Below are 16,819 nucleotides of genomic sequence, written 5' to 3'. Positions count from 1 at the left end.
TTCAGCCTCTCAAAACTTATACTTTCTTTATATTAAAAAAAATGAAGACCGCCTATAGTAGTTATTATTCTACTGAGGGGCCTTCAATTATTTAACCTTTATGATTTATTTCAGGCCGCTAGTGTTTAGCAAGAAACACTTACAGCACGCCGGCCATCTTGCAGATAAACACTCCCAGACCGGCACCAGCCATAGGGCCCACCACCGGAATCCAGGCATAACCCCAGTCAGAGTCACCCTTGCCGGCAATCGGCAGAATTGCATGAGCAATACGGGGGCCAAGATCACGGGCAGGATTAAGGGCATAGCCGGTGGGGCCGCCAAGGCTGAGGCCAAGTGCCCATACTAACATACCCACAAGATAAGGACCAAATCCAGGAGCTAAGGTTCCCACAGACTTAGAAAAGATAACAAAGATACCAATAATCAGCATCGCAGTTGCAATGATTTCACACAACAGGTTGGCAAACGTGTTACGAATAGCAGGGCCTGTGCAAAAGATAGCCAGTTTAGCGCCTTTATCTTCAGTAACTTCCCAGTGTGGCAGGAAGGCCAGCCACACGATAACCGCGCCGGCGATACCGCCGGCGATTTCGGCAATCATTGTCATTATTGCATGTCCTGGTTCGTATACGCCTAAGAATGTTTTCGCAAAAGTTACCGCCGGATTGAGATCAGCCTGAGGAGCACCTGTTGCAATAGCGCTAAATACGCCAAGCATGACTGCCATAGCCCAGCCTGTTACAATAACGAACCAGCCAGACCCCTCAGCCTTGGATTTACTCAGGAGGCAGTTGGCGACAACACCGCCGCCGAAGATAATAAGAACCATAGTACCAAAAAATTCACCAAATAAATTAGTCATACATGATACCCTCCCTCTGTACGATATTTTAGAATAGTGCCTGATGAAGACCATGGTGTGGTGCAGGGATAACAAGCTGATCAACCAGGAATCCGCTGTCCTGGATGGCATTACTGCCCGCACGGACTGCCGCAGTTACGGCACCAACCTCACCGCTTAGTGATACGACAGCTTTTCCGCCCATGCCGCGTGCTAAGCGGACTTCCAGGAGCTGTATGGCGGCAGCTTTGGCTGCCGTATCGGCAGCAACAATGGCTGACGCTACCGAGTAGCTTTCGATAACACCTAATGCCTTTATTTGCTTGACCTCCGTACAGCCTGATAGTGCCTGAAATACATCCGGATGAATATTGGGAAGCACAAATTCATCGACAATGTTCTCTGTGCCAACCCCCTTACCGCTCCGTACAGCGCTTTGTACAGCGCCCACATCACCGGCGACCATAACCACATATTTACCCGGGCACAGGGGTTGAGACATAATCAACTCAACATTAGCCGCCTTTAACATCGTGTCGGCAACCAGGATACCTTTTGTAATATTTTTAATCTCTAATAATCCGATGGCACGTTTCATTTTAATCTCCATTCCGCCGCTGTCGCTGGCGGCACAAATAGTTATGAAAAGTGGTGTGCGACTTGCACCAAAATGCTATCTTAGTTTTGAGGAGAAGGTAAACTACAAAGCACGGTAGGAGGAGTCGTAGATTGCCCTTCTTAGCCTAAAACAGTATTTTAATCAGTGTATGAATCATCTTCCAAGCACAAATAAGTGGTTCTATAAGACCGAACGCTAAAAATTGCTTTAGCTAATCGTTAAATGTGTGATGATTCAGTCAATGCCTTCTTTCTCCCATTTCTAATCTCGAAGGAGGCAGCACATGAAAGTTGTTCACCCCATTTGCTGTGGCGTCGATGTACATAAAACATTTCTCGTCGCTACACTGATCACTTCAGAAGGAATTACCCCGCAGTATTCTAAGAAAAGATTCGCTACTTTCAACAATTCTATTTTGCAATTCAAACAGTGGTTAATTGATAATAACTGTTTTGATGTTTGCATGGAATCAACCGGCAAATATTACATTCCTATTTATAACCTTTTGGAAGATACCATTCGAATCACCGTTGCCAACCCTAAGTGGGTTAAAGCTGTCAAAGGTAATAAGGATGATACCAAAGACTCCAAATGGATTGGAGACTTGTTTCGTCTTGGTCTAGTTCCTGGAAGCTACATTCCTGATAAACCAATACGAATTCTTCGTGAGTATACCCGATACCGCTATAAACTTGTATCCTGCAAGAGCAGTGAAAAGAATCGTTTTCAAAATGCTTTCACGGTTTGCAATGTAGCCCTTGATGCTGTCGTTTCCGACATGTTTGGCAAATCTGCCGCTTCCATCACCGACTACTTAATTTCTACAGACAACTTTGATCCACAACACTGTTCTTCACTACTCCTAAAATCCTTGAAGAAAAAAGCAAATACCGTGATTGAATCTATTGAAGGCTATCAGATGACCAGGGAGCAAAAGGATCGTATATTATTGATTCGCTCTCATCTTGAATTTGTTCAGAATTCTATTGTTAAGCTGGACAAAAAACTTGATGAGATGATTGCTCCTTTTGAACCTGCCATTAAACTTCTTTGTACCATTCCCGGAGTCGATAGGAATTCCGCAATCACTATCATCTCCGAGATTGGTACGGATATGTCTCATTTCGCCAACTCCAAGAGATTATGCTGCTGGGCTGGTTTAACACCCGGAAACAACGAATCTGCTGGTAAGAAGAAATCTGTTAGAATTACACGTGCCGGAGTCTACCTAAAACCTGCATTGGTGCAAGTCGCACATGCTTCCGTGAAATCTAACAAATCACCTTACTACCAAAACAAATACGAACGCATTTACAAAAAGGAGAGGCAAAAAAAGAGCTATTATTGCTATCGCAAGGATGATTCTTACTGCTATTTACAATATGTTCATTACCGGCGAAGAATGGAATCCTAGCGACCTTTACAAAATTGATATGCCTCAAGAGCTTTTAGAACGTCAGAAGGAAAAAGCGATAAAGCAAGCTGTAAGGCTTCTCATTTCCACTGGGGTAATTAAAGCTACTGATATTCCTGCTGTCTAAATCAGTTTTTTCAGGGTCTCTTAAGACCTTTATTTGCTGCGCCCTTTTTTAGCGATTACGAATTATTTTTCACGCTATTCTCCCCCTGCTGCATTACATTGTCCGAATGTCAACCGAACGGTCCACAGCATAAACTTGACCTGCGATACTTGCATGTAGATTGGTGCCAACAGCAGCTCCTTCAGGAATAACGGCGATGATATCACCTTTGTTGACGATAGCACCAACAGCTACAACCGGTTTTGCCGGAGCACCGATATGTTGAATTAGCAATATTCTGACATATTTTGTTGTGACAGGCTCAGTCTGTAGCGGCGCTTTGACATCATATTCACCCAGCCCCAGCCGGTAGAGCAGACGCTTTGTGGGAATAAGGCGGTACTCCCTGTGAAGGCGGGAGCTTTGCGGTTTGGCATTATGGGGATTCTTAATACGGGCCTGGCCAAATTGCCGCTTCAGCTCAGCGTTAACACGGCGCGGCGATAATCCCATGCTGCAGCCAAAAGAGTCACAGGCACCACATTCGGAGCATAAAAACGCTTTGGTAACAACATCTGCTTCGTGATACTGCCCTCTGCCAATAGCCTGCATAATGCGATGCGGTTCCAGGCTATGACCCAGGAGATTGCGCGGGCAGACATCGGTACAAGCCCGGCAGTTGCAACAGACAGCCTTTGCCCTGTTAGCGATGGCTGCCCAGGGTGTACTTTTTTCGGTCACCAGTGAATGATTCCGGGGCAGCACAATAATGCCGCCAGTCGTTTTGGTAACAGGCTGATCATCGGTAGTCAGCTTACCCATCATTGGACCACCATCAATAACCGCATAGGGGCGTACCTTGGCACCACCAGCCAACTGGATTAACTCACTGATGGCCATGCCTATGGGCACTTTAAATGTCGCAGGTTTGTTAACCGCGCCTGTTACGGTAACATATTTATCCACAACCGGTTTCCCTGAGAGCGCTTCGGCCACATTAACCAGGGTCTCAACATTGGCTACAACGACACCGACATGCAGCGGGATACCACCCTCAGGGACTACCCTGCCGGTTACCTCATGCAGCAATACCTGTTCATCGCCGGCCGGATAGATATCAGGCAGGAAAAACAATTCGATTTCCCGGGCATTCATTTGTTTTAACACAGCCTGCAGCTTGGTTACGGCCTCTTCATACTTACGTTTTAAGCCAATAACCCCGCGGCGGGCACCGGTCGCCACCATGACGGCCCGCAACCCAATGATAAGCCTTTCACTCTCACTGGCCATAATGAGCTGGTGAGCTCTGAGCAGTGGTTCACATTCAGCCCCGTTGACAATAACTGTATCAACAGCAGCATTGATTTTTATATGAGTGGGGAAGCCGGCACCACCGGCTCCCACTACTCCTGCCGCCTTTACTGCGGCAATAATCTCATCCCGCATACTGGCACCTACTTCCTTTGGCGGTATCATGTTATTCACACAATAGATAGTGCATCAACAAGCACACAGCGGCGCTGGCGGGTAAAACTGCGCGCCGAGGTAAGTCCTTCGCCTGTTGGCCCGGCGATAGTAAAGGTGGTAAAGCCTTCGCCGCCAACACCAATACCAGCAAACGATGGTGCATTTTTAACAAATATGGTCGTCTCAATGGCTTTAGCCAGCCGGGTCAGATGATCGACATTCTTAGAGTGCATAATCGCCGTATGCCTGTTGCCATGCTCGACCTTAACAGCTAATTCAATGGCTGCATCAATGTCTTTTACCTGCACGATAGGTAATACCGGCATCATCAGTTCTTCGATAACAAAAGGATGATCGGCGCTGGTTTCACAAATAATGGCGCGGATACTGTCCGGAACACTAATACCGATTTGGCTTAATATATACTTGGCATCTTTGCCAACATAATTTTTGTTGACCCCGTATATTTTCTTAGGCTTTTCCGTGCAACCGGCAGCTGCTAATTCTACTTTCTCGGTTAAAATGACCGCAGCCAGCCGGTCAATATCCTGACCGGAGATTAAATAGGCGCCATAACGCTGCATGTAAGCCATTAGTTTATCGGCGATACTACCGACGGCAATAACCTCTTTTTCCGCAATACACGGCAGGTTATTATCAAAAGAGCAACCGGCAATAATATCCCTTGCCGCTTTTTCGATATCTGCGGTTTCATCGACAACCGCAGGCGGGTTGCCGGCACCGGCGCCAATAGCTTTTTTGCCGGCAGACATGACAGCCTTTACCACCGCCGGGCCACCAGTGGCCACAAGCATATTAATCCCCGGATGCTGCATCATGGCGTTGGTTGCTGCCAGTGACGGTTCAGCAACAGCGGTTAGCAGATTAGCAGGGCCACCTGCTTTGATAATCGCTTCGTTTAACAGCTTTATGGTTGTCAGTGATGTATTTTTAGCGGTGGGATGGGGGCTAAAAACAACGGCGTTACCAGCAGCAATCATCCCAATGCCGTTACAAATTACAGTTTCTGAAGGATTAGTCGTTGGTGTAATTGAGCCAATCACACCGTAAGGCCCCATCTCAATAAGCGTTAAACCACAATCACCGCTCCAGGCCTCGCTTTTCAGATCTTCAGTACCCGGAGTTTTAGCAGCGGCCAACCGGTTTTTGAGAGTTTTATCATCTACCCGGCCCATACCTGATTCTTTGACTGCCATTTCTGCAAGCAACCCGGCATTGTCAGAGGTCACTTGCCGCATGGCTTGAATTAAAATCTCCCGTTTTTCAATTGACAATTTTTTCAGCTGCTGCTGCGCAAAACGCGCTGCCGCGACAGCTTCGTCAATTGTTGTAAAAATACCACCATCACTGGCAGCCTCATTTTTTTGCTCCTGTACCCGGGCTAACACTTCTGCTGTAATTTTTGCAATTAAGCTTTGATCAATCGTCACTTATCTTCCTCCTTCCGTTCCAGGCCGCCAGCTTTAGTAGGCAGCCAGACCGGCTTTGGCTACAGTTACATCTTCATCAACAGATCCACCGCTCACACCGATTGCGCCGACTAAATTACCGTTGTCCCAAATAGGCAGGCCACCGCCGAATATAACAAGCCGGCAGCCATCGGTGGTATTTAATCCATAGAGCATTTGACCAGGTTGGGCTGCACTGGCTGCTTGCTCGGTCGTCATTTTGAGAGCAACTGCGGTATATGCTTTGTTTAGTGCAATCGATACACTGGCCAATAATGCATTATCCATGCGTTCCTGGGCAACAAGATTACCGCCGTTATCCACAATAGCGATAACCATAGGTACGCCGATTTCAATCGCCTTCTTTTCGGCAGCTTCAACCATTTTCTTGGCTTTTTCCAGCATAGCGTTCTTCCCCCCATCGATTTGCTCCCGGCTTTGCAGAACCTGTTGTACGGCTTTAGCAACTTTAGCAATCAGATCTTCCTGTTCAACACACCTTGCAACAACATAGAGCAGGTCGGACAACCTGTTTAAATAAAGCGCAACAGGTATTGGCACCGTTTCGGTACGTCTGAGTCTGACAATACACCGTTCAGCCCGCCGGACAATAGTACGCGCTAAATCGAATGCCGCACTGGCTGACGTTCCCCCTGGTGTAACAAAGTACGGTTGCGGAATACGCTGCTGTTCCAATGTGTCGATGATGCTTTCCAGCTGTTCTACATGAGCGGGGGTAATACGATAGGTGCTGTTGTCCACTACACTGTCTGTCGCCAAATCGGCATTTAACAGGATTAACTCCTGCTGAATCCTATGAATGATATCAATGGCCCATTGTTTATCTGTCAAGGATTTTCCCAGGCCCATGGCAGCATTCGCCTCATCTACAGTACCGTAAGCGTGTACCCTGATACTATCTTTAAATACCCGCTCCTTGCTCAGCAGGCTGGTTTTTCCTTCATCACCTGTCTTGGTATACACCTTCATGGCACATTACTCCTCGAGTAAGCTTTTATTGATTTCGATGTTGTCAATAATTCCAATAATGGCAGCATCTACCGCCGCTTGCGGGTTGCCTGTCACATGGCGGGCAGAACTGCCATCAACGACAAGGACCGTTTCACCGGTACCGGCACCGATTGTATCTACCGCTACCAGCGGGTTACCGGCCGGACGATTGCCAAACCGGACCGGCTGCACAATAAGGAGTTTACTGCCTGTCAGGCTGTCGTCTTTGGGGGTGGCAACAAGTGTGCCGATTATCTTCCCTACCCACATCTCTATTCACCCTCTTTGTTTAACTGTACATAATCTCTATATTACATTCTCTGGCGATATCGCGTGCTAAAGGAGTAATAATCGTACCTTGGGCCACAGTAACAGCTTTCGCACCACTCTGGGCAGCACGTCTGACCATATCAGCATCAAGTATTTGCTTTTTTGAGGTTTTTACCAGACTCTGTGGCACTTGCGGGTTACTTTCCCGGATCAATATTTGTCTCGCCGTATCAGCCAGACTGTCAATTGAAACAAGCTGTATTCCATAGGTCCCAAGCTTAGTAAGGTTGCCTTGCAGCGCTTCTCTAAGCGCCGGAGCAGCTTTTCCCATATTCTTTTTAATTCGCCAGCCGTCCTGGGGATCGGCGGCATTTTGTGCTGCTATTACGGGTTTGCCAAACATCAAGGCTTGAAGTATTAAGGTAGACACCATTGTATCTGAAAAAGTATGTGCAACCTTGGCTGCAGTATTTTGGGTAAGTACAGGCACCAGCACAACATCGGCCGCCCGTAGATAATCCCCTGGATAAGGGGACTGGGCAGTAATAACATTGACGTGACTACCCAGTTTTTCTTTTATCCAGCTTATCCCGATAATTGTTTCTGCAGCTGCGGAAAGAACAATGGTAAGCTCAGTTTGAATGGCCTGTAGTTTTTTCAGTTCCTCCAGGCTTGGTTCAAGACCAATGGTTCCACCCGTGAAAATAGCCAACGCAGTGTGCAACGGGCCGTCATTCTGCACCACGTCTGAACCCGTGTTTTGCTTGAGCTGGCGCATTACCTCGGCGGTAATTAACTTCACAAGCGTTTCATTGTCCACACTATTTCTCCCCCACCGCCGCTAAAGTGACCCGATCGCCATTCTTGAGCTCGGCGGCATTTGCTTCATCTGTATCAATGTGAAATTCCAGACGGAAGTCCGGGTTTACCCGTACCAGCACATTGGCGAAAGTCCCGCCGCGCGGACCATTGACGGTGACAGTGACCCGATCGCCATCGGCAACATTAAGCTGCCGGGCATCAGCCTCCTGCATGTGAATATGGCGGGCGGCGCAGATCACCCCTTCTGTCAGGGTAACGGCGCCTTTGGGACCAACAATGACAATACCCGGTGACCCCTGGATTTTACCCGAATCTCTAAGCGGCGGAACTACTCCCAGGCTGAATCCGTCAGTACGGGCTATTTCAAGCTGGGTAAACGTGCGGACCGGGCCTAAGACCCGCACACCGCGCATAACGCCTTTAGGCCCTACCAGGGTGACAGTTTCCTTGGCAGCAAATTCGCCGACCTGTTTCAGGTCCTTATCCTTGGTGAGGGTATAACCGCTGCCAAACAGAGTGTCAACATGCTCAGCAGAGAGGTGGATGTGGCGATTAGATACACCTACCGGGATACCTTTCTCGGCCTGTTCGCCCTGCTCTGCATTAGACATTGCCGCCAGTACCTGGCCAACAATTTGTTCAAGTAATTTCTGCTCCATCATCTCACCCCGTCAGTTGGCTATATATAAGGCTTATTCTACCTTGGGAAGAATCTTCTCGATATCGGTATGGGGGCGGGGAATAACGTGAACAGATACTAACTCACCAACCCGCTGCGCTGCTGCTGCACCGCTGTCAGTGGCAGCTTTTACAGCCCCAACATCACCGCGCACCATTACAGTAACCAACCCTGAACCAATCTTCTCATAGCCGACTAATACTACGTTAGCTGCTTTTACCATAGCATCAGCAGCCTCAATCGCACCCACTAAACCCTTAGTTTCCACCATTCCTAATGCCTCTCCGCGCATACTATTCATCCTCCTTGTTTTTATCATAATGAATGCAAGTCACTCTGGGGTCACCCTTTTTACGTAAGCACACCGGGTCGCCACACAGGTTGCAAATCTCAGCCAGACTAACGGCAACGACCGGTTCCACATGTTCTTGCTCGGTAACAGGCTCGCTAACTATAATCACTGCTGCCGCAGAAGTTGGTTCCGCTTCAGCCAAAGCTGGCGTCTCAACCGCTTCTGTTTGTTCACCAGGTAATTGAGCTGCTATTGGCTCTGGCTCTGGCTCAGGCTCAGCTTCAGCCGGATTTCTGCCTACAGTTTCTTTAGTGATTACAATACCAGCGAGTTCCTGATGCGGACGGGGTATCACATGTGTGGCGTATACTTTATTTACCTTGGCTGCTGCCACGGCAGCTGCATCGACAGCAGCCTTAACAGCCCCGACATCCCCACATAGCTTGATAACAACCATGCCGCCACCTTTCGTAAGCTCATAACCAAGCAATTCAACATTAGCTGCCTTAATCGCGGCATCAGCGGCTTCCAGACCGGCAGCCAAACCCACTACCTCAATCAAACCTAAGGCGTTTTTGACCATGTATTCACCTCCCCATGGCCTTGAGCAAATTCCTGCAGTACTTTAAGGACAATCTCGCGAACGCTTGCATATAATTGTGTGGTATCCACAGGGGTACCAGCTTCTTCTATCTGTTGGTCTTTAAAGGGAAGCCCTTTGACCAACCGTGCAGCATTATAGCCAAAACGCCGCCATTCTGTTACATCCGCCTCACTACCTAAAACAAACAGCGGCTGACGTTCAGGCAGTTTCCGGTAATGAATACACATCCCGGCAGGGCTGATGCCTACCCCTACCCCGAGCGGCGACATATGAGCACCCTGATAAGCCAGCGCAATAGAGTCAAGGTCTTCACCGGTTAGGAGCGAGCATGGCACCCCTTCTTCCTCCATACCGGCCTGGAGCTCACGCAGTTTAGCTTCATAACCGGGATGGGGAAATGTGCAAATAATAATACTGGGTCTGTTTAACGTTGGTTCTGACTGCATACTGTTCACGCCTCACTATCAAGATAAGACAATACCAGACCTGTAGCAACGGCGTTGCGTGGGCCTTGACTGCCGCGGATATTACCCCGCCCGCAAACAATTCCATATTCAGCCAATGCATCTGTCACCATGTCTGCCACCTCAAAGTCCATGGCTGAGCCGCCCACTAATACAACAAATTCAATATGCCTGATATTGCCGGTAGGGGCCACCCGGGCCAGCGAGCGCAGCGAGTTGGTGACAAACACACGTTTTTTGGCCTCCCGCCGCACATGCCTGATTCTGTCAAGCGCGTGGTCAAAAGGAATCGGGACCATGTCCCCCTCTTTTAAAATAACGACCCTGGCAAAGACATGCGGCGGCAGATGGTTATCATAAAATTTTACTGTGCCGTCTTCCAGCCTGACATGATACAAGCTCTCCACCTTAGCCAGGGGATATTTCTTAATATCCTCAGCCAGGTCAAAATCATTAAGCCCCAGTTCTGAATTAATCAGCATTGTGGTCATATCACCGGCGCCGCCCAAGTGAATGGAATGCACCTGGCCGTCTCTGGTTATAATGGCCGCATCGGTTGAACCACCGCCCATGTCCAGGATGGCTAAAGGCTTATCGGTACCCGGGGTTGTTAACGCGCCGCGAATCGCCATATTGGCTTCCACACCGGCAATCACTACCCGGACACCCAGTTCGTCATTAAGCTTATTGGCGATTTGCTGCATCGGCAGCCTGCTGGTTTTAACCATAGCAGCCAAAGCCACGGCGCTTTCCAGGGCAAACTCACCGGCAAGACCGCCCTGGACCTTTTGCGGCACAAAGGTATCAACAGCCAAGACATCCTGGATTCTCATTTCCGTAACCGGTTGAGCCGTGAGTTCGGCCATCACCTGGCGGACTCTTTCCAGCATCCCATTAACATTGGTACCGGCTTCTCCCTGTACATCGATAACCGGTTGTACCCGTTCCACAGCTTCCATGATCGCAGCTGCGCCTGCTTCAACATCAACATCGACTTTACCCTTTTGTCCAACTACTGTGATAAAACCGGCTGGTATTGAACGGGCTTTTACATCACCTTCCGGGGTACGGACAACAACTGCCGAACGATTACCGATTAAAGCCCGGGCAATCGGCACAACCATTTTGGTTTCTTCCGCTGTCAGGTTAAAGACAGTAGCAAGGCCATAGGGGTTAGACAGTGTTTTAATGGTTTGTCCGGCTTCGGCTACTTCAACTGCAGCCAACATACCTACCGGGACTTTTTCAATCAACGTAACTTCATCGACAACAGGTAGTTTGTGCTGCAGTCTGTTAACAATGAGCACAGCATCATCCTGCCGGGCTACCGCCCCCTGGACGATAACACCGCGGGCCATTGCCGCATTGATGCCCTGAGCTGCCTCTTCAAAATCAATCCCCTTCGGGATCAGGCAGATGACCTTTTCGCCGGCGGCTGTCCCGGCAAGCTGGTTAAAGGTTACCGTCATACCGACACCCAGGCCAATACCGCCAGGGGTAGAAGGATTATGCCCAATCATAGTTGACTCAGTAATGATTGTTTCTGTAATCGTTTCCATAGCCAGGTCACCGATAACCGGGGTAGCTTCATTAAGCCGGATTTCATCTAAATGGGTCAAATTCAATCCGGAATTCTTCAAGGCTTCCTGTAAGGCGATAACAATGCCTGGTACATTAGCCAGAGTGCCTTTTATCCCTGTTGTCTTGATAATACTGCTTGTCAGGTATTCCTGTAATTGACCCTGTTCAAGACGGGCCAGACAAACTTCAGTTGTGGAGTTTCCAATATCCACGCCTGCAATAATCGGCATGAGGCTCCCACCTTAGTCCGCTCTGAGACGGTTCCGGCGTTCGTAAACCTCTGCGGCCTCTCTCACGAAAGCGGCGTTAATTTTTGCGTTATATTTTACTTCCATTTCTTCAGCGATTGCCAACAGTTCTTGTTTGCTGGAACGATAAGGCCGCATTGCGTTATATATTTCCAATACACGTGCATCAGGAATAGCCACAAGCTCAGCAGCACGGCGCAGGTTATTGGCAAATTGGTATCTGCCGACACCATCGGCAATCTCGGCTTGCAGCCTGAGGGTCTGAGGTGTAATGCGGACATCGTCAGAGCTTACCTCACCGTTCATAACCTTCTCAAGGGTAATCTCATCGAGGGTTTTTCCTGTGGGGGTTTTCAGCAGTTCAGGGCGCTTGCTGGCCAGCGGATAATCACGGTCCGGACAAAGAGTAGCAGGCTGAGCCGGGGCTGAAGCTTTGACTGCAGCAGACTGAGGGGCACCAGCCATCGATCTTAATACTTCACGAACAATATCTTCCAACATTTTATTTTCAGACATTTCTTTTCACCTCCGCCTAGTTAAAACTGTACGTCCAGTTCAACCGGCTTGGCGCCGGGAACGACGTGTTCTGTTTCTTTTATATGCAGCACTGCCGCTTTTGCCTGGTATTTAGGCCGCGCCATTTGATCGTTTTTTGTCGGAACCGGCGTTGGCGACTCCCCTTTGGCATATTTTGCCGCATTCTTGCCAATGTGCCGGTACGCTTCCAGATCTAAGAGCGGGGATTGCGAAAACAACTCCAGGTTGCTGAGTGGCGGCAGGTCTTTTTGATGGATGACCGTAGTGCCGCGGGACTGGATGCCGATAGCAATGCCTGAACCACTGAGCTTGGTGCAGTCATGGGCGGCAAATGCTACGTCAGATGTCCGGAGAACGCGGACAACCCTTGCTTTTACGCCTTCTTCTTCAATGCCGGCAATCATTTCGCGCAGCACATCACTGTGGGGTACATTTACGATCGTTTTATTCTGAAATTTGCCGAAAGCCGGAGCCAGGGCAATAATGACTTCATCAGACCGGGTACCGGTACGGGCCTCACCCTTTTCCACCAGGGTCATCGAACGCCCGGCCACTGCTTTAGGAGCTGTTGCCGGTTGTGCCATGCCAGCGAGAACCTGCCCGATTATTTCGCGAATCAATTGTTCGTTAATTTGCATTTACATTCACCTCTCCCCTACAATCACACATCGAAATCAGACGGTTTAATCGCCTGGCGTATGTCTTTGATCTCGTCCCAACGCTCTTTGCTGAGGCGGTAGCCTGTGCCAGGGCCGCGATAGTCGTTCTTGCAGTTTACGGCGCTGATCACGTTGAGCTGTTTGTCAAGGATGGCTGCAGTATGGAGATAGTCACCGGAAATACGCTGTTTAAGGGTACCCAGTACACTTTCAGCAACATCGACAAAGCCGCTTTTAGCAAGTGCTTTTACGATATCCACACCGGTAATGCCGCGTTTCATCATATCCTCAGCGCCTTTTAAATCTTCAACTACATTCCGCTTAATAATCTCTTTGGTGCCGTGGGCATAGGTTGCAGCTTCCACTTCCTCGTCGGTAATTGCCGGGAAGCCAAATTCTTTAAACACAGCCTGAATAGCTTTAGCCGCCTTATTCCTGATAGCGATAACCGCTTCTTCTGATACCGGTTTAAGGCCGCCGTCAACCATGAGGTCGCGCTGGATGATGTTCCAGTCATCATAATCGTCAACATCCCAGTTAGAACCGGCAAACATATTATCATAGTTCGGGCTTGCGCTATAGCCTGAGCAGATAAAGTCAGTGCCTGGCAGCATTTGCATCAGGGTACGGGCCGTACGGCGAATATCTGAATGGGTAAAGGTCTGGTCATTACTGGAGGCAACCTCCAGATCAAGCATAGCAGCGGCGAGATTCTCACCAAGTATGGCGCGGATACCGGACGGAACAGCAGCAGGTACACCGACACAGCTTACAGAGCCGTTCTGAAGTCCCTGCACACCGGCACCACGGGTCAGCATAATGCAACGCACCTCAAGGTACAGCATGGATTTGCCTTCGGCATAACCCATTTGGACTTCAGAGCCTGTGCCGGAGGTAAAGCGCATTTTCAGACCGCGGGAGGCATAAGCCGAAGCCAGGAAAGCTTTGGACCAGGGGGTATCATCGCCATCTACGAATACATTTTCCGTGCCATAAACCGAGATAGTTTCGGCATAAGCGGTGATGCCCCGCATCCCTAACAGCAGCTCTGTTGCTTCTTCCAGCGCACATTGGATCAGGACACCGCCGCGCCCAACCTGACCGCCGACTTGCAGGGCCAGAGCATTAAAGGGTGCATAGCGAACAACAGCTACTGTTGTTTCCATTTCATCAAAACCCCGCATGGCCGCTTCGGCTGCATCGGCAGCAATAAGTACCGGATTATCCTGGGGATTGGTCACATGGCATTGATTGGAAGGAACTTTTCTGGCCCGCATCTTTTGCATCGCCATCATCATTTCCACTACGTTCATGGTGTTAAGTACGGCAACAAGCTTAGCGGCCGTCAGACCACGGACAATCTTGATCAATTCGTCCCGTGATACATTAACATCAACAAGCATCCTGGCAATTTCGGTATCAGACATGGCCATTGCTTTATCAGCAATTGAGGTATCAATTGCATAGTCAGCGATAAACTGATCGATAAAGTCGAACTGGGAACGAGGAATTCCATCCATCTCAATAATCTTACCGTTTTCTATCTTAATGCTGGGTTTAGGATCATTGGGGCTGCCCATAGCCATTAGGCCGACCTCAGGCCACTCGACTACAAAACCATCCTGGTTTACAGGGCGGGCTTCCAACATCTCAAAACGTTTTGATCTCTTCATCTCAATTCCCCCCTGTTCTTAGATATATGGCGTTGTTGCGGACGGAGCCGGACCAGCCATAGCCTCTAACAATTTTTTGCCTACTTCTCTGGCTGAGATTACTGACTGCCGTACCGCACCGGAATCGCCGGTAACCATCAGAATGACCTCATTGGAATAGCTGGTGCCGCCTGCCGGGCTGGCATAGCCGACAACCTCAACACTGGCGGTCTTTACAGCAGTATCGGCCATTAAGACACCAATAGCAGCCGGAGCGCCTACGATTAACCCAAACGCTTTGCCAACAGGGGCACCAAAGGCTTTATTGATGGCATAGCTGGCCCGGGCGGTGTATTGAAGCTCAAGGTGACCGGCGTCGTTGGCATATACATCGCCAAAGGTGCGATCAAGTTCTTTTAAGGCAACCTCAATGGCCCGGCGGGCATCAGATACCTCTTCAGCCCCGAAAATAATCAGGGACCCATGGCCGGCACCGCCTTTGGTATCACGGGCCAGCTCAATGGCTACGATTTCGGTGTTAGTGGCTTTGACAGCTTCATCAGCAGCCATGATGTGCGGACCGGCACCGGTACGGGCGCCAAGGATACCAATCGAACGGTATTTGGGGTCAATTTTCATTTTTTCATGGAGTATCGGGTCAACATTAGCAATAACCAAACCAATGGTGTCGCCGATAGCGGTACCCACAAACTCGGTAATCCCTGGGTTAACTGCTGCTTTTACTGTTTCTTCGGCAGCAGCTGCCGGCCCGGCAGCCGTTTCCATACGCTTTTTGATTTCATCCATTACTTTTTCAATCAACTGGTCTTGCATGTAATTACACCTCCAAAATTATGCCTTACTTAACCTTAGGAAGAATTTTTTCAACGTCTGTATGAGGACGGGGAATAACATGAATAGAAACAACTTCACCAACATTTCTGGCAGCAGCTGCACCAGCATCAGCAGCAGCCTTAACAGCACCAACATCACCACGCACCATAACAGTGACTAAACCTGAACCAATCTTTTCATATCCTACCAGTACTACATTTGCCGCCTTAACCATGGCGTCTGCGGCCTCAATGGCCCCTACCAAACCTTTGGTTTCAATCAACCCTAACGCTTCGCTCACTGTTTACACCTCCTTTCGCACAAGATAATCTGTTAATTCGGCCAAACCTGCCCCGGTATATGCGGAAACACAAAAGAAGGGTTCTTTGATTCCGGCCTGAAAGAGGCGAAGCTTAGCATCCTCCTGGTTAGCCCCCGGGGCATCTATTTTTGTGACCACTCCCACCACCGGCCGCGGAAACATTGCAGCAAAACCCGGCGGAAGGGCTATCCGGAAATCTGTCGCATCCTGCACCATAAGGACTATTTCTGCGTTTGTTGCGGTTACCGCCAGCGCCGAATAGAAACGGGGTATTTGCGCATATTCTCCCGGTGTGTCAATTGCCCCGTCACTAAAACAGATACTTGATGTTTTTTCGGCCTTCCGGCAACTCTTATTAAGAACATTAATCAGAGATGTTTTTCCCGCTCCCACAGGTCCTACAAGCATAATCATAACTACATTACGACCTTGTAAGCTTGGCTGCGGAGAACCCCAAGCCATCTGCCAGCAGATGAATAACCTGCCTTAATGCGGCCTCTACGGCGGAGACATTGCCTGTAATAACCACCGAGCCGGTAAAACGGTCCATAAAACCAATTTGTACATCTGCTGTTTTTGTCGCTGCGTCGGCAGCAATAATAGCCGCCTCGCACGGGGTAATTGTTAAGATGCCAATTGCGTTGCTATCCACAATCCCCAATTTCCCGCACAGCTCTTTCTTGGGATTGGCAATAAGGTGGGCCAGCGTTACTTGTTTGCCTGGCACATATTCCTGAACCACTCTTGGCTTTTCCTGAATCATACCCATACCTCACAATCTGCTGATGTGGATTGACTGAATAATCTCTTTCGCCATAATAATTTGCTTTTTGTACATAATTACCTTGAGATGAAGTCGCCAGATCACAGGACATATTTGCGCATTCCCCCCGGACGCAATTTCCCCAAATACTGCCCGTTTATG

20 protein-coding genes are annotated in these 16,819 nt (G+C 49.1%); 1 reads left to right on the top strand and 19 read right to left on the bottom strand.

Going from position 1 to position 16,819, the window contains the following annotated elements; all coding sequences use genetic code 11:
• Positions 1-139: 139 nt before the first annotated feature.
• Together VN379_RS16450 and VN379_RS16445 are read right to left on the bottom strand one after the other, a co-directional pair.
• Complete coding sequence (locus VN379_RS16450; RefSeq protein ID WP_325535797.1) at positions 140-865, bottom strand: MIP/aquaporin family protein; 726 nt, start codon at positions 863-865, stop codon at positions 140-142.
• A 28-nt stretch (positions 866-893) separates the two neighbouring features.
• Entirely contained in the window at positions 894-1,442 is a 549-nt protein-coding gene (locus VN379_RS16445; RefSeq protein WP_325535796.1) for a BMC domain-containing protein, read from the bottom strand.
• 304 nt (positions 1,443-1,746) lie between these two features.
• Here VN379_RS16445 and VN379_RS16440 point away from each other — a divergent pair, with 304 nt between their 5' ends.
• A complete protein-coding gene (locus VN379_RS16440; RefSeq protein ID WP_325535794.1) occupies positions 1,747-2,877 on the top strand; it encodes an IS110 family transposase in 1,131 nt (376 codons plus the stop codon).
• Positions 2,878-3,097: 220 nt separating this feature from the next.
• On the opposite strand, the gene VN379_RS16435 is transcribed toward VN379_RS16440, so the two are convergent.
• From VN379_RS16435 to eutS, 17 genes are read right to left on the bottom strand one after another with little or no spacing between them, the layout of a single operon-like run.
• Positions 3,098-4,429, bottom strand: a complete 1,332-nt coding sequence (locus tag VN379_RS16435; protein ID WP_325535792.1) for an SLBB domain-containing protein — start codon at positions 4,427-4,429, stop codon at positions 3,098-3,100.
• A 35-nt stretch (positions 4,430-4,464) separates the two neighbouring features.
• On the bottom strand, positions 4,465-5,901 hold the full coding sequence (locus VN379_RS16430) for an aldehyde dehydrogenase family protein (RefSeq protein ID WP_325535790.1): 1,437 nt from the start codon (positions 5,899-5,901) through the stop codon (positions 4,465-4,467).
• Positions 5,902-5,934: 33 nt separating this feature from the next.
• A complete protein-coding gene (locus VN379_RS16425) occupies positions 5,935-6,909 on the bottom strand; it encodes a cob(I)yrinic acid a,c-diamide adenosyltransferase (protein ID WP_325535788.1) in 975 nt (324 codons plus the stop codon).
• Between the two features lie 6 nt (positions 6,910-6,915).
• Positions 6,916-7,200, bottom strand: coding sequence for a EutN/CcmL family microcompartment protein (locus VN379_RS16420; protein ID WP_325535786.1), 285 nt, complete (start codon positions 7,198-7,200; stop codon positions 6,916-6,918).
• 19 nt (positions 7,201-7,219) lie between these two features.
• On the bottom strand, positions 7,220-8,020 hold the full coding sequence (locus VN379_RS16415) for a flavoprotein (RefSeq protein WP_325535784.1): 801 nt from the start codon (positions 8,018-8,020) through the stop codon (positions 7,220-7,222).
• A gap of 1 nt (position 8,021) precedes the next feature.
• Entirely contained in the window at positions 8,022-8,681 is a 660-nt protein-coding gene (gene pduL, locus VN379_RS16410) for a phosphate propanoyltransferase (protein ID WP_422663628.1), read from the bottom strand.
• Positions 8,682-8,714: 33 nt separating this feature from the next.
• The gene (gene eutM / locus VN379_RS16405; protein WP_325535780.1) at positions 8,715-8,993 is read right to left on the bottom strand and encodes an ethanolamine utilization microcompartment protein EutM; all 279 of its coding nucleotides are present in this window, start codon (positions 8,991-8,993) and stop codon (positions 8,715-8,717) included.
• 1 nt (position 8,994) lies between these two features.
• On the bottom strand, positions 8,995-9,576 hold the full coding sequence (locus VN379_RS16400; protein ID WP_325535778.1) for a BMC domain-containing protein: 582 nt from the start codon (positions 9,574-9,576) through the stop codon (positions 8,995-8,997).
• Positions 9,558-10,043: a glycerol dehydratase reactivase beta/small subunit family protein gene (locus tag VN379_RS16395; protein ID WP_325535776.1), complete on the bottom strand. Its 486-nt coding sequence runs from the start codon at positions 10,041-10,043 to the stop codon at positions 9,558-9,560. The genes VN379_RS16400 and VN379_RS16395 overlap by 19 nt, the downstream gene beginning before the upstream one ends.
• Positions 10,044-10,048: 5 nt before the next feature.
• Entirely contained in the window at positions 10,049-11,872 is a 1,824-nt protein-coding gene (locus tag VN379_RS16390) for a diol dehydratase reactivase subunit alpha (protein WP_325535775.1), read from the bottom strand.
• A gap of 12 nt (positions 11,873-11,884) precedes the next feature.
• Positions 11,885-12,406: a diol dehydratase small subunit gene (locus VN379_RS16385; RefSeq protein ID WP_325535773.1), complete on the bottom strand. Its 522-nt coding sequence runs from the start codon at positions 12,404-12,406 to the stop codon at positions 11,885-11,887.
• 20 nt (positions 12,407-12,426) lie between these two features.
• Positions 12,427-13,065, bottom strand: a complete 639-nt coding sequence (locus VN379_RS16380; RefSeq protein ID WP_325535771.1) for a propanediol/glycerol family dehydratase medium subunit — start codon at positions 13,063-13,065, stop codon at positions 12,427-12,429.
• A gap of 23 nt (positions 13,066-13,088) precedes the next feature.
• The gene (locus VN379_RS16375) at positions 13,089-14,759 is read right to left on the bottom strand and encodes a propanediol/glycerol family dehydratase large subunit (protein ID WP_325535769.1); all 1,671 of its coding nucleotides are present in this window, start codon (positions 14,757-14,759) and stop codon (positions 13,089-13,091) included.
• 18 nt (positions 14,760-14,777) lie between these two features.
• Positions 14,778-15,572 (bottom strand): propanediol utilization microcompartment protein PduB, encoded by a 795-nt coding sequence (pduB, locus tag VN379_RS16370; RefSeq protein ID WP_325535767.1) that lies wholly within the window; start codon positions 15,570-15,572, stop codon positions 14,778-14,780.
• A 25-nt stretch (positions 15,573-15,597) separates the two neighbouring features.
• Positions 15,598-15,873 carry a propanediol utilization microcompartment protein PduA gene (pduA, locus tag VN379_RS16365; protein WP_325535765.1) on the bottom strand — a complete coding sequence of 92 codons (276 nt, stop codon included), beginning with the start codon at positions 15,871-15,873 and terminating at the stop codon, positions 15,598-15,600.
• 3 nt (positions 15,874-15,876) lie between these two features.
• Positions 15,877-16,308, bottom strand: a complete 432-nt coding sequence (locus tag VN379_RS16360; RefSeq protein WP_325535763.1) for a EutP/PduV family microcompartment system protein — start codon at positions 16,306-16,308, stop codon at positions 15,877-15,879.
• Between the two features lie 7 nt (positions 16,309-16,315).
• Positions 16,316-16,654, bottom strand: a complete 339-nt coding sequence (eutS, locus tag VN379_RS16355) for an ethanolamine utilization microcompartment protein EutS (RefSeq protein WP_414715006.1) — start codon at positions 16,652-16,654, stop codon at positions 16,316-16,318.
• Positions 16,655-16,819: the final 165 nt, after the last annotated feature.

It is taken from the genome of Sporomusa sp. (assembly GCF_035561255.1).
Lineage (GTDB): Bacteria > Bacillota > Negativicutes > Sporomusales > Sporomusaceae > Sporomusa.
This window is presented reverse-complemented; position numbering and strand designations above follow the sequence as displayed.

Bases quoted from the DNA above. Each gene is read 5' to 3' on its own strand.
- VN379_RS16450 (WP_325535797.1), bottom strand. From the start codon at position 865: ATGACTAATTTATTTGGTGAATTTTTTGGTACTATGGTTCTTATTATC.
- VN379_RS16445 (WP_325535796.1), bottom strand. From the start codon at position 1,442: ATGAAACGTGCCATCGGATTATTAGAGATTAAAAATATTACAAAAGGT.
- VN379_RS16440 (WP_325535794.1), top strand. From the start codon at position 1,747: ATGAAAGTTGTTCACCCCATTTGCTGTGGCGTCGATGTACATAAAACA.
- VN379_RS16435 (WP_325535792.1), bottom strand. From the start codon at position 4,429: ATGCGGGATGAGATTATTGCCGCAGTAAAGGCGGCAGGAGTAGTGGGA.
- VN379_RS16425 (WP_325535788.1), bottom strand. From the start codon at position 6,909: ATGAAGGTGTATACCAAGACAGGTGATGAAGGAAAAACCAGCCTGCTG.
- VN379_RS16420 (WP_325535786.1), bottom strand. From the start codon at position 7,200: ATGTGGGTAGGGAAGATAATCGGCACACTTGTTGCCACCCCCAAAGAC.
- pduL (WP_422663628.1), bottom strand. From the start codon at position 8,681: ATGGAGCAGAAATTACTTGAACAAATTGTTGGCCAGGTACTGGCGGCA.
- eutM (WP_325535780.1), bottom strand. From the start codon at position 8,993: ATGCGCGGAGAGGCATTAGGAATGGTGGAAACTAAGGGTTTAGTGGGT.
- VN379_RS16400 (WP_325535778.1), bottom strand. From the start codon at position 9,576: ATGGTCAAAAACGCCTTAGGTTTGATTGAGGTAGTGGGTTTGGCTGCC.
- VN379_RS16395 (WP_325535776.1), bottom strand. From the start codon at position 10,043: ATGCAGTCAGAACCAACGTTAAACAGACCCAGTATTATTATTTGCACA.
- VN379_RS16390 (WP_325535775.1), bottom strand. From the start codon at position 11,872: ATGCCGATTATTGCAGGCGTGGATATTGGAAACTCCACAACTGAAGTT.
- VN379_RS16385 (WP_325535773.1), bottom strand. From the start codon at position 12,406: ATGTCTGAAAATAAAATGTTGGAAGATATTGTTCGTGAAGTATTAAGA.
- VN379_RS16380 (WP_325535771.1), bottom strand. From the start codon at position 13,065: ATGCAAATTAACGAACAATTGATTCGCGAAATAATCGGGCAGGTTCTC.
- VN379_RS16375 (WP_325535769.1), bottom strand. From the start codon at position 14,759: ATGAAGAGATCAAAACGTTTTGAGATGTTGGAAGCCCGCCCTGTAAAC.
- pduB (WP_325535767.1), bottom strand. From the start codon at position 15,572: ATGCAAGACCAGTTGATTGAAAAAGTAATGGATGAAATCAAAAAGCGT.
- VN379_RS16360 (WP_325535763.1), bottom strand. From the start codon at position 16,308: ATGATTATGCTTGTAGGACCTGTGGGAGCGGGAAAAACATCTCTGATT.